The following is a 12429-nucleotide window of genomic DNA, read 5'->3' as shown; positions in this document are numbered from 1 at the left end:
CCGTACGTACGGTGGTGTGAGAGGTCGGGAGTTAATCACTCCCTCCTACTCGATTGTTAGATTAAAAGTAAAAAGTTAAAAAAGGAGTACTCTATGGGGCAAGCATTATTGGCTTATATGGCAGTTGTATCTATAGTTCTGCTCATTATGATGGGTATGGATAAATCAAAAGCAAAAAAGCATGAATGGCGTATTGCTGAACGTACGTTATTTACGTTAGCAATTGCAGGTGGGGCAGTAGGTGGCGTGCTCGGAATGTATTTATTCCGTCACAAGACACGTCATAACAGTTTTGCATTTGGCTTCCCGTTACTAGCAGCTATTCAAGTTTTTATCATAGTACAAATCTGGTGACAAAACTCGAAAATATTCCGATAAAATTTAAAAAGTTTCCGATAAATCTCGAAAACATTCCGATAAATCGCGAAAACATTCCGATAAAACCTAAAATGTTTCCAATAAATCTCGAAAACAATGTAAAAACACATCCTCATCATGAGGATGTGTTGTGCATAAGCTTTTCAATGGGCTGCTTCCAGTTTATTTTTGCGCTAGGATAGTTCAATAGGATTTCCTGCTGTAGGTATTCAAAGTCTCTTTTTGTAAAACCTTGCAATGTAGCGGCGTCACGGGCACCAACGAAAATCGTAACAACTTCGAAGGCATCATCAGTAGTACCGAGGTATTTTTCACCTTCGAAAAGAGCACCCTTATAAGAGATAAAGAAATTTTTTCGGACATTTTTGACGTCATCATAAAAATAATATTGGCCTCTTTCATAGGCTCCATCAAGTTTTCGCTTAGGATCGGTTATATAACGAATCGCTTTATAAAATACATAGATAATAAGCGCAATAACAGCAAGTCGAATAAGTAACGGCAACATTTTTAATTTCCCCCTTGAAGAAAGGTTATTCCTTCCTATACGATTGGAGGGGGCAATTAGTTTCACTTTTTATAAATATTTTTAAGAAATTTAGGAGAAAAAAATGAATTTACAACATTTGTTTAAAATGCAGAAAGAACTTGATGATTTCATCGAGAAAACACAGAATATTAATCGTAATGTATTTAAAGAAAAAGGTTTAGCATTAATGGTAGAGCTGGCCGAACTCGCCAATGAAACACGTTGCTTTAAGTTTTGGAGCACAAAGGGACCCTCAGAGCGTGATGTGATTTTAGAGGAATATGTGGATTCGATTCATTTTATATTATCACTTGGTCTATTACAAGGTTATACGGCGATAGAAAAATGGCCAGTCATTGAAGAAAAGCGAGATTTAACAGAGACGTTTTTAATAACTCAGGACTATATTTTAAAGTTTATTAGTCAACCAACAGAGGATAGTTATTTAGCTATTTGGCAATGCTATGGATTACTTGCGTATAATCTAGGCTTTACGTTTGAGGACGTTGTTGGGGCATATATAGAGAAAAATGAAGAGAATTATAATCGTCAGCGTTCAGGATATTAAAGTGAGAAATACACCAATTTTCAGACGATTTAACTAGGAATATTTCGGTAAACGAAGTATAATAGAGGGGATACAAGAGTCAGGAGGCAAAAAGATGACACAGCTAGATCCAACACTACAAATGTTTAAAGATTTAACGGATGCGAATGGTATCGCAGGTAATGAACGTGCACCACGTGAGGTCATGAAAAAATACATTGCACCATTTGCAGACTCAATTGAAACAGATAATTTAGGAAGCGTCATTGCTAAAAAAGTTGGCGATGAAAATGGTCCTAAAATTGTGGTTGCCGGCCATTTAGATGAAGTTGGCTTCATGGTTACTCAAATTGATGACAAAGGGTTCATCAAATTCCAAACTGTAGGCGGTTGGTGGAGCCAAGTGATGCTTGCACAACGTGTAACAATTACAACACGTAAAGGTGATGAAATTATTGGGGTTATTGGTTCAAAACCACCTCATATTTTACCAGCAGATGTGCGTAACAAAGTGGTAGACATAAAAGATATGTTTATCGATGTTGGTGCAGCTTCAAAAGATGAAGTACTTGAATGGGGCGTACGTCCTGGCGATATGGTCACGCCTTATTTTGAATTTAATGTGATGAAAAACGAAAAATACTTATTAGCAAAAGCATGGGATAACCGTATTGGTTGTGCAATTGCAATAGATGTTATGAAAGCTTTGAAAAATGAAACGCATCCTAACATCCTTTATTCTGTAGGGAACGTACAAGAAGAAGTAGGGCTTCGCGGTGCGAAAACTGCTACGCATAAAATTCAACCAGACATTGGCTTTGCTGTCGATGTAGGTGTAGCAGGAGACACACCAGGAGTAACTGCTAAAGAATCAACTAGTAAAATGGGCGCTGGTCCACAAATTGTTGTCTACGATGCATCAATGGTATCGCACCGTGGCTTACGTGAATTTGTATTAGATGTGGCAGATGAGCAAAATATTCCATATCAATTCGAAGCAATGGCTGGTGGAGGTACAGACGCTGGGTCAATCCATGTAACTGCAAATGGTGTGCCAGCACTATCAATCGGTATTGCAACACGCTATATTCATTCACATGCAGGTATTTTACATCGCGATGATTATGATAATGCTGTAAAATTAATGGTGGAAGTTATTAAAAAATTAGACCGTGATGCAGTGAATAAAATTATTTTTGACTAAGCATGGAAAGAACTAAATAGATAAATCATAATTTTGCCTTCTAACAAAAATGTTAGGGGGCTTTTTTGAAAAAAGGACTTGTATACTTAAATTCAATCATACACACAAGTCCTATTCTTATTAAAATATAGCTCCTTTTAGTCATCCGTGAAGCGCAAAAATCAATAAAATATGTTTTATCTTTTCAACTTTACACTCAAACTATTTAACTAAGTCCATTTCTAAGCTCATTCTGTGTATTGCATATAATATTGCATTGCTTGATTAAACCATTTTTGTTCATCTTCCGTGAAGGGGGAAGATGACATATTTTCGAATTGTTGAATATCCACCTCTTCTATATCTATATCAGCAAGTTTTTGTATCAAATTTTCACCAAGGTATGAAAAAGTAGCTTCTAAATATTCTTTTACCATCTCTTGTACTTTCAAGTCTTCCACTGGATAACCGTATAATTTTTTCACTTCTTTAGTTAAATGAATAAATGTTTTATCCAATGCAATTTGATCTTCTTCTGATTTCTTTGATAACTCTTCCACAACAACTTTTAAATTTTGTTGTTCCATCCATTCATTTTGTTTTTGTTCTGTACTCATACTATATATAAGGCTTAATAATACAGTACCATCCACTTCTCCTTCCACCTCGACTAATTTAATTACTCTTTTAATTGCTCGCATTGTTTGCTCAATTTGTTCCTTTTCTTTTTCTAAAGCATATAAATGGAGGGACAAGCTTTCATTTAAATCCATATTAAAACTTGATTCATTTAACAAAGTAGTAACTTTATCAAGGCTATACCCTAGAAATTTTAGACTAATAATTTTTTGTAATGTAATAATATCTTGATGATTGTAAATGCGATGCCCTGAAGAAGGATTTTTTTCAGGTTGTAATATACCAATTTCATCATAGTAATGCAAAGTAGGAATTGGTATTCCTGTCCTTTCTGAAAATTCTCCAATAGAAAATTTTTTAGTATTCATCAAAATTCCTCCTATCAATTGGTATAAGCTAATCATAATACATCAAGTAACTAGAGATTCAAGAAGGGAATTTAAAGTTTGGCGATAGATAAATGGTACAAGTGCAAAAAATGAGATTGTCTGTTACAGACACCGGGACGATATGGGGAGGTCTAATTCCCGCACACCAATATTTGTGAATATGTTACACTAGACATAATAACTGATTATTCAGTTATTCAACTGACTCGGTAGGTTAAAATGTTGCGATATGGACGCAAAGCAATGGGGGAGTTGTATGTTTATTGTTAGAACAGCTATTTTATGGATTATTATATCAACGATCATTAATGCATATTTAATGACATTACCCATACCTGTTTTACGAAAAAGAGATTATCCAGCTAACTATTTAATTAAACGAAATAATAGGATAGATATACAAAACGAAAGGGAATGTGCAGCATTTTCAACAGCATATGTGTTGCGCCATTTTGGAATGGAGGCCGATGGTGATGAGTTATATACTAATTTCCCTAGTAAAATGAGGTCAGGCAATGTATATCCAAAAGGAATCCGTACGGTGCTAAGAAAAAAGGGATTTAAAACAAGCTATTATAAAGGAAATATAAATACACTAAAGTACGAAGTTAGTAAAGGAATTCCCGTAATTGTTTTTATTAAGGTACATAAGGATCGTAATAATTTGCATTTTGTCCCTGTCGTAGGATATGACAAGGACTATGTCTACCTTTCAGAATCATTAAGGGAACTGGTGAATTGTAATGATGATAACAATAGCTATAATCGAAAAGTTCCTATTAATGAATTTAGGAAATTGTGGAATGTAAAAAATATAAATATGCTTCTTTATAGCAATACTTACATAACCGTAGACGCCGCACAGAGCTAAGGATGAAGAATTTAGTGGAAGATACTTTTACTTTAATAGCCCCCAAACTTAAATGTTTGAGGGCTGTTTTTTATGTCGATAAATTAAAATTTTTATCGATAATTTAACAATACTTATCGATAAATTCATATAATCATCTATTAGACCTGTAAAAGCTGCAATATATCTTTACCAATTTGACTAGGGTTTGTTGCCAATATAGGCGATCGATAATTTGAAAGAACAACAACGCCAGTTTGTTGTGTTTTATCAAACCCTAAATAACTAGAGAAAGCTTTCGTCGAACCGTTATGCCAAATGATATTGTGATCGAGTTGCCATCCTAAACCAATACCTTTATGTTCTGAAAAGGTTTCGGTCGCTTGATGTGTTAATGTATAACCTAAATTTTCATCACTTAAATGTACTTTCGCAAATTTTAAAAGATCATTAACAGTTGAACGGACTGCCCCTGCTGCCATAAAGTCATTCATTTGAAGTGGTGGCTTTTTATGGCCGAGGATCGTGTATCCTTGCAATACGGCCTCTGCTTGATCAGAAGGGATAGAGATAAATGTATTTGGCATGTTTAAAGGATCTGTTAATCTTTGTTTGATAGCAGTTTCATAATCAGTGTGAAGTGTATTGGCTAAAATATACCCTAAAAGCCCCATTCCTACATTAGAATAGCGAAATTTAACTTTGGGCTCGTCTGTGTGCGTTTTAAAATAATGTATAGTCTCGTCCAGTGAATATTGACAAAAAGGATCACGAGGTGTTTGTGCATCAAAAAGATTGGAAATGTTTTTTAGTACACCTATTCCCGGTAGCCCAGAAGTATGATTGGCTAAACGTTTTAGTGTGACAGGGTGATTATCGGGAATTGTTGAAAAGTATTTGCCGATAGAATCTTCCACATGGACTTTTCCTTCCTGAATCATTTCCCCCAATATGGATGTAGTAAAAACTTTAGAAATCGATCCAACTTCATATACATAAGGTTTTTCTTCCAACATAAAGTTCGAGCCACCAAAAGTAAAAGTCACTTCCTGACCTTGAGAAATGATACCAATGGATAAAGCAACATTTGGGCGAGTTTTTATATAAGGATAAGCAATTTTAAAAATGTCCTTTTTTAAATTATATAAATCCACAATAATACCTCCATTATGAACGCTTATTTTTTTCCTGCTCCTCTGAAATAATAAAATGTAATGTCGAAAGTATGTCCTTTAATTGTAACAAGTCCTCTCGATTGAGCTTTGTATAATATTTATAAATAATAGCAAGCTCAATTTCCTCCTGCTTTTGAAAATAAAGATGTCCCCGTTCATCTAGCTCTATAATAACTTCTCTACGATCCTTTTTACTCATTGTTCTTTTTATATAGCTTTCTTGCTCCAACCTATTTACTAATTGGCTAACTGCACTCGCAGATGTCCCCATTAACTTTGCCAATTCAAAAGTTTGAAGAGGACCTTTTGTTCGAAGAAGATTTAAAAATACTGCTTGTTTTGAAGTTAATGTTTCATCCAATATAGAGGAAAATTCTTCGGTTAACATTAAATTGGTTTCATAATCAATTTGATTTATCTCCTTAATAAGATGTACCAATTCCTTCTCCATACGTTTTACCACCTAAATAATTAATATATATTAATTATAAATATGTATTAACAATAATGCAATTTTAAAAAAATGCATAAATATTCAAACGTTCGCATTTTAGACACATGAGAAGATAAAATTCTAATTTTTGAAAATAAACATAAAAATTCAGTTGATTTTATATTTATGCATTTGTTATACTAATCCCAACAGCAACGAAACAAGGAGCGAAGGCGATGAAATTACTCGAGGAAGTACAGTTAAAGTTAGTATCAAGCTTAAAAGGTAAGGACCTACTAACCTTGCTAGACTATACAAGTGAAGAAGTTGAACAGTTAGTTGAATTAGCAACACAACTAAAAATAATTACAAAAGAAGGGAAATGTCCGAAGCTACTAGAAGGTAAGACACTCGGTATGATTTTTGAAAAACATTCAACTCGTACTCGTATTTCATTTGAAGTAGGTATGATTCAACTAGGTGGGAAAGGTATGTTTATGCATGCGCGTGATTTGCAGATTGGTCGTGGTGAATCAATATATGATACAGCATATGTGTTATCAGGCTACTTAGATGGTATTATGATTCGAGCGAACTCTCATGCTATGGTGAAGGAGCTTGCAGAGCATGCATCTATACCAGTTATAAATGGATTAACCGATATTTATCACCCTTGCCAAGCTTTAGCGGATTTAGAAACAATCGCTGAAAATAAAGGTCAACTAAAAGGACTTAAAATTGCATATGTTGGAGATGGCAACAACGTGGCGCATTCATTAGTAGTCGCTTCTGCACATGTAGGAATGAACGTGGCAGTGGCAACGCCAGTTGGTTATGAATGTGATGTAGAGGTTATCGCAAAAGCACAGGCTATCGCAGCAGCAAATGGTAGTACAATTACAATCACAAATGATCCTGTAGAAGCGGTTTTAAATGCGGACGTAGTATACGCTGATGTATGGACGTCAATGGGGCAAGAAGAGGAAACTGCAAAACGTCTAGAAGACTTTGCAGGTTACCAAATTAATGATGAACTTGTTGCATACGCAAAGCCGAATTACATGTTCCTACACTGTTTACCTGCGCATCGTGAAGAGGAAGTAGCGACATCTGTTATTGATGGTCCGAATTCTTACATCTTTGAGCAAGCAGAAAACAGACTCCACGCACAGAAAGCGGTTCTAGCATCAATTTTAGCTTAATTTGTGACATATACTTCTCGGGTTGAGAAGTACTAGATATACAGAGTTCACATCGGCAACAGGGGGTGTCAATGTGAATAACATAACAGTGGTGTGCAGACAGAGGGATGTAAGCCACGCGCGGTGTACGTTGTCAAGGTGGATGACCACATCGCTACATAGTAAAGTAACCTGGGAGACGCTAGGTTACTTTTTTTCTTGTTTAGCGGGTAATCTAAAAGGCCGTATAAAAAAGGAACCCGCTGATCTCCAACGGGTTCAAGATGTTTAAAAGTGATAATAAGTTTACATAGTGAAAATTTTTCCTGGATTCATAATATTATGTGGGTCAAGTGCTGCCTTTATACTCTTCATCACTAATAGAGATGTTCCGTGCTCCGTAGACTGATATTTCATTTTCCCAAGACCAACACCATGTTCACCAGTACAAGTGCCGCCACGTAGTAAAGCATATTGAACAATATGCTCATTGAAGCGGTCTGCTTTTGCTTGCTCCTCAGCATTATTTGGATCTAACATTAACAAGGCATGGAAGTTACCGTCTCCAACATGGCCTACAATTCCGCCTGCAAGATCAAGTTGTTCAAGCTGTTCACGAGCATATAAAACGGACTCAGCAAGCATAGATATCGGTACACAAACGTCAGTCGACATAAGCTTTTTCCCCGGATAGGCATGGATATATGCATAGGCCAAGGAATGGCGCGCCTCCCAGAGCTTATTCCGTGCAGCATTGTCTTTTTCAAATTCAACAGAAAGACAACCAAAGTCCTCAAAAATTTCTCTAGCAAATTTTATATCAGCGTGCATACCCGCTTCATTTCCGTGAAATTCTAAAAATAATGTTGGTTTTTCATCATAGGCTGTTTCATTATAAATATTTGCTTGTTTGATAGAGGCTTCATCGACCAGTTCAACACGGCCAATTGAAATGCTCACCTGCAACAATGCGGTTACTGCACTGACAGCATCGCCAACTGTCGCAAAAACTGCACGTCCCGCCGTTACAAATTCGGGTATACCATAGACTTGTAAAGTTAACTCTGTGAAGCAACCTAGCGTACCCTCAGAGCCAATGAAAAGACCATTCAAGTGATAACCAGAAGAAGATTTTGCTGCTAAGCTACCAGTATGAATAACAGAGCCGTCTGCAAGTACAACCTCTAAATCGCGCACTTGATCACGCATAACACCATAACGCACTGCAGTAGTTCCACTGGCATTTGTCGCTGCCATTCCACCAAGTGTGGCATCAGCACCAGGATCAACAGTGAATTGAAGTCCATATTTTTTTAATTCTTTATTCAATTGAGAACGTGTTACACCCGGTTGTACTTTCACTAGCAGGTCATCTGGTCGAATTTCTAAAATAGCATTCATTTCAGAGAAATCGATAGAAATGCCATTTGCAATAGGAATTGCATTTCCTTCCAAGCTTGAGCCAACACCAAAAGGTACGACGGGTACACGTTCCGCATGCGCAATTTTTAAGATAGCACTAACATCGGCCGTGGAACGAGGGAAGGCAACGATATCTGGTAAGCTCATTGCATGATGTGATTCGTCCCTTCCATGTAGCTGTCGCACCGTTTCGTTTGTTGACACCTGTTCTTCAGATAAAACCTTTTTTAGTTGATTTACTATTAATTCTACAGCAACAGTCATTCCAATCCCTCCTAATTTTCTGATAAATTAAACTTTATCATGCATTTATTGGAAATGGAATGAACTGTCTATAAAAAATTAGTGAGCAAAGGCTTTTTCTAGTTTTTGGGTAAATGCATCCTGCTCAGCAGGACTAGATTGCTGCCACCATTTTTCAAAAAACACACCAAGCCCTGGTAGTAAATGCTCTTCACCACGGCTAATAGCATCCTCGACAATATCCTTAAATTCGGCCGCTGATTGGCCATGTACGTTTGTCGTAATCGCATCTCTTATTTGAAAATTCATCTATTTCGCCTCCTTAGTAGTAATTTGTCCAACCTTTTTTGAAATATGTATAGAATTACATTAAAAACATATGATTTTTAAAATATAATACTGTTATTATGTATAAATATGAAGAAAGGTTTATAAAAACTTCCGGGTCATAACGACAAAAGAGCTGTTCGACATCCTCTTCGTATAATAATTATGATAGAGACACCTAGGAATATTGGACTGTGCATAGTCGACGGGAAAATAGGATGACAACACAGCATACTAAACAAAAGCTATCACCTGAACTACCATTTGATGAAGTATTAGAATTAGTCCAACCAATGATCACGTCGATTTTATTAAAGTGCCGAATTTATAAGGATTTTGAATATTATCGTCATATAGCGTCCATAGCTGTATGGGAGGCTTGGCGCAAAGCGGACCCATCAAAAGGGCTGTTTTCTTCTTACATTTATACAAGCGTCAAAGGAGAAATTTTAAAAGAACTTTCAAAGGAAAGGTTATTTGAAACGAATTATACACTCGTGGATAATGAAACGATAAATTATGTTCGAGAGTATGAAATGAGTGATATAAATCCTACTCGATTAGAATGTATTATGTCCTATTTAAAAAAGGAAGAAAGAAAAATATTGCTACTTTTTTATGTAGAAGGTTATAGTTACTCAGAAATAGCTAAAGAACTAGGTTTATCTGTGGATGCAGTGAAGAAAAGACGCACAAGAATAATGATTAAGCTGCGTGAATTGTTATCTTCAGAATAAGAATAGAGCGATAAAACATCAAAAGTATGCTAATATCAAAATGAAAAACGAATATTGGCATACTTTAATTATTTTGAGGAAGAGTCTTTTTTAGATGGGTGATATTACCTATCGAATTTAAAGATATATATTGGTATGGAGGGTTTTTGTTGGAGAAATGTTTGAATCAATTAGAAATAGAAAAGAAAGAGATTTGGTATATAGTATTGCCATTATTGCTAGTTATACCACTTTTAAGTTTAAGTAATCAGGTATTTGGTATTTTTAGGGAAGAAAGCTACATCTCTTTGCATTTGATTATACAAATACTAATTATTGTTTGTACAATGGCAATCGCTATTCAATCTTGGCTCGTTTTTTCACACTTATTATCAAATCAAATAATATACATAGGTAATTTATTTTTTGTCATCGCCTTGTTGGAAATGTTGAGCTTAGTGATCAAACAAAATCCAATGGCTGAAACACAAGATATGGAAATTTTGTTACATATAATAATGCGATTATGCTTATCAATCGGTTTTCTCTTTATTATTTTAAAACCCAAAAAACGCTTAACGATGAATTATCGTATTTATACATATGGAAGTTCTTTAATATTTGTATTGTTGAGTTTTGTACTAGTGTATTTCTCTTCAAATTATTTCTTGCCTGAAGAACAATTGCTGAATCAAGTGAAGGCTATTGTCCATTTGGTGTCTGCTGTTGTACAAGGTGCAACGATTGTGATTTTAAGTAAGAATATAAAAAGTTTGTCCAAACGAGTTATATGGCTAAATAGTGCTGCAATTTATTTAATTATTAGCGATATTTTCTTTGTTTTCATTAAAGATTGGGAATCTATTTGGGGTTTTTCTGCACTTATTTATCAATTTTTTGCATTCTACTTTTTCTTTAAAGCAATATATTATACATCGGTCGAAAAACCGTATCAGCAATTATTAAAAATAAAGCAAGACCTTGAGCATTCACAGCAGGAGCTTCGCTTTCAAGCTTTTCATGATGATATTACGCGGCTTCCGAATGAACATTTATTATTAAAAACCTTAAAAGAGGATTTACATGCCAATAGTCATCAAAAAGCAATCATTGCAATTGAGATTGATCGTCTTGCAGCCATCCGCTCGTCTATAGGTATTAGCTATTCCAATGAAATGATGAAGCTCGTAGCTGAGAGAATACAAGCTATATTACCTCCTCATTATTATGCAACAAAGCTTCGTGAGGGGCAGTTTGTTATTTATATCAATCATGTAACAACTACTGAAGAACTATTACAATTTTGCTTTAACCTGAAGAATGCAATGAAAAAACCATTACAAGTACAATTATTTTCTCTCAACGGTAATCTTAATATTGGCATTGCCCTGCATGATGAAGATTGCTCAGGTGAAGAGCTTTTAATGCATGCTCAGTTAGCGATGCGAGAAGCGAGTCAAATACCTCAAAGATTTCTTTTTTATAAGTCATATATGTCAAATGGCATAGCTGACCGTATTTTGATTGAGCAAGAGCTTCATAAGGCATTAGCTAATGAAGAATTTTATTTGGATTTTCAGCCTCAGGTAAATTTAAAAACTAGCAAAATTGAATCGGTGGAAGCTCTAGTACGTTGGCGTCACCCAACGCGTGGATTTGTTTCACCGGAGTTGTTTATCCCGATTGCAGAAGAATCGGGACTAATTATTCCATTAGGGAAATGGATTTTGGAGACAGCATGCTCTCAAGTGAAAACATGGGAGAAGCAAGGTTTGCCACCAATAAAGGTTGCTGTTAATTTATCTCTCGGTCAATTATTTCAACAGGATTTAGTGCAAATGGTGCAAGAAATTTTACAAAGTACAAAATTAGAGCCAAAATATTTACAATTAGAAATTACGGAAAGTATGACAATGAATATCGATCAAATGACACAGTTGCTTCATGAATTAAAGGCACTTGGTATCCAAATTGCTGTCGATGACTTTGGAACAGGATATTCGTCGCTTTCGTATTTAAAAGATTTTCCAATTGATTGCTTAAAAATTGACCGGGCGTTCGTTCGGAATATTCAGCATAATCCAAATGATGAAGCGCTCGTTTCTATGATTTTATCAATGGCGAAGCATTTGCGATTGAAAGTTGTTGCTGAGGGAATAGAAGAAGTCGAGCAGCTTGCTTTCCTGATTGAGGGTGATTGCGATTATATCCAGGGATATTTATTTAGTAAGCCAATTTCTGCCGAACAGATTTCCAATAACTACAAAGAGTTACACAATCGAGCAAGTGATATATTAACAGAGATTAAATATGTGGAGGATTTCGTCATTTAAAGTTGGGCTTATCAGAGGGGGAATTGTAAAAATAATAATGGCATTAGAATTCTGCTTACTTCGCTGTAGAGAGTAAGGAGATTT

13 protein-coding genes are annotated in these 12429 nt (G+C 35.5%); 7 read left to right on the top strand and 6 right to left on the bottom strand.

What is annotated here, in order from left to right; all coding sequences use genetic code 11:
* Positions 1–93: 93 nt before the first annotated feature.
* Positions 94–354, top strand: coding sequence for a DUF1294 domain-containing protein (locus QRN68_RS04980; RefSeq protein WP_285395639.1), 261 nt, complete (start codon positions 94–96; stop codon positions 352–354).
* Positions 355–493: 139 nt separating this feature from the next.
* Here QRN68_RS04980 and QRN68_RS04975 read toward each other — a convergent pair whose 3' ends face one another.
* The gene (locus QRN68_RS04975) at positions 494–886 is read right to left on the bottom strand and encodes a sigma-w pathway protein ysdB (protein ID WP_285395638.1); all 393 of its coding nucleotides are present in this window, start codon (positions 884–886) and stop codon (positions 494–496) included.
* A 103-nt stretch (positions 887–989) separates the two neighbouring features.
* Between QRN68_RS04975 and QRN68_RS04970 the strand changes: the two genes are divergently transcribed.
* Complete coding sequence (locus QRN68_RS04970; protein ID WP_285395637.1) at positions 990–1475, top strand: dUTP diphosphatase; 486 nt, start codon at positions 990–992, stop codon at positions 1473–1475.
* A 94-nt stretch (positions 1476–1569) separates the two neighbouring features.
* Positions 1570–2658, top strand: a complete 1089-nt coding sequence (locus QRN68_RS04965) for a M42 family metallopeptidase (protein ID WP_285395636.1) — start codon at positions 1570–1572, stop codon at positions 2656–2658.
* A 227-nt stretch (positions 2659–2885) separates the two neighbouring features.
* On the opposite strand, the gene QRN68_RS04960 is transcribed toward QRN68_RS04965, so the two are convergent.
* Positions 2886–3644 carry a MerR family transcriptional regulator gene (locus tag QRN68_RS04960; RefSeq protein WP_285395635.1) on the bottom strand — a complete coding sequence of 253 codons (759 nt, stop codon included), beginning with the start codon at positions 3642–3644 and terminating at the stop codon, positions 2886–2888.
* 277 nt (positions 3645–3921) lie between these two features.
* On the opposite strand from QRN68_RS04960, the gene QRN68_RS04955 reads away from it, so the two are divergent.
* Positions 3922–4536, top strand: a complete 615-nt coding sequence (locus QRN68_RS04955) for a cysteine peptidase family C39 domain-containing protein (protein ID WP_285395634.1) — start codon at positions 3922–3924, stop codon at positions 4534–4536.
* A gap of 140 nt (positions 4537–4676) precedes the next feature.
* On the opposite strand, the gene QRN68_RS04950 is transcribed toward QRN68_RS04955, so the two are convergent.
* Complete coding sequence (locus QRN68_RS04950; RefSeq protein WP_285395633.1) at positions 4677–5669, bottom strand: serine hydrolase domain-containing protein; 993 nt, start codon at positions 5667–5669, stop codon at positions 4677–4679.
* A 13-nt stretch (positions 5670–5682) separates the two neighbouring features.
* Positions 5683–6141, bottom strand: coding sequence for a MarR family winged helix-turn-helix transcriptional regulator (locus QRN68_RS04945; RefSeq protein ID WP_285395632.1), 459 nt, complete (start codon positions 6139–6141; stop codon positions 5683–5685).
* A 218-nt stretch (positions 6142–6359) separates the two neighbouring features.
* Here QRN68_RS04945 and argF point away from each other — a divergent pair, with 218 nt between their 5' ends.
* The gene (argF, locus tag QRN68_RS04940; protein ID WP_285395629.1) at positions 6360–7325 is read left to right on the top strand and encodes an ornithine carbamoyltransferase; all 966 of its coding nucleotides are present in this window, start codon (positions 6360–6362) and stop codon (positions 7323–7325) included.
* 285 nt (positions 7326–7610) lie between these two features.
* Here argF and QRN68_RS04935 read toward each other — a convergent pair whose 3' ends face one another.
* Both QRN68_RS04935 and sspI read right to left on the bottom strand, forming a co-directional pair.
* On the bottom strand, positions 7611–8990 hold the full coding sequence (locus tag QRN68_RS04935; protein ID WP_285395627.1) for an FAD-binding oxidoreductase: 1380 nt from the start codon (positions 8988–8990) through the stop codon (positions 7611–7613).
* Positions 8991–9068: 78 nt separating this feature from the next.
* Complete coding sequence (sspI, locus tag QRN68_RS04930; RefSeq protein WP_079563188.1) at positions 9069–9278, bottom strand: small acid-soluble spore protein SspI; 210 nt, start codon at positions 9276–9278, stop codon at positions 9069–9071.
* A 236-nt stretch (positions 9279–9514) separates the two neighbouring features.
* Between sspI and QRN68_RS04925 the strand changes: the two genes are divergently transcribed.
* Together QRN68_RS04925 and QRN68_RS04920 are read left to right on the top strand one after the other, a co-directional pair.
* Entirely contained in the window at positions 9515–10033 is a 519-nt protein-coding gene (locus tag QRN68_RS04925; RefSeq protein ID WP_285395623.1) for a sigma-70 family RNA polymerase sigma factor, read from the top strand.
* Between the two features lie 149 nt (positions 10034–10182).
* Positions 10183–12345 carry a bifunctional diguanylate cyclase/phosphodiesterase gene (locus QRN68_RS04920; RefSeq protein ID WP_285395621.1) on the top strand — a complete coding sequence of 721 codons (2163 nt, stop codon included), beginning with the start codon at positions 10183–10185 and terminating at the stop codon, positions 12343–12345.
* Positions 12346–12429 lie beyond the last annotated feature (84 nt).

The organism is Lysinibacillus sp. fls2-241-R2A-57 (assembly GCF_030209535.1).
In the GTDB taxonomy this organism is placed as follows: Bacteria; Bacillota; Bacilli; order Bacillales_A; family Planococcaceae; genus Lysinibacillus.
Note: the sequence above shows the minus strand (reverse complement) of the source record. Positions and strands in the feature narration are given on the sequence as shown.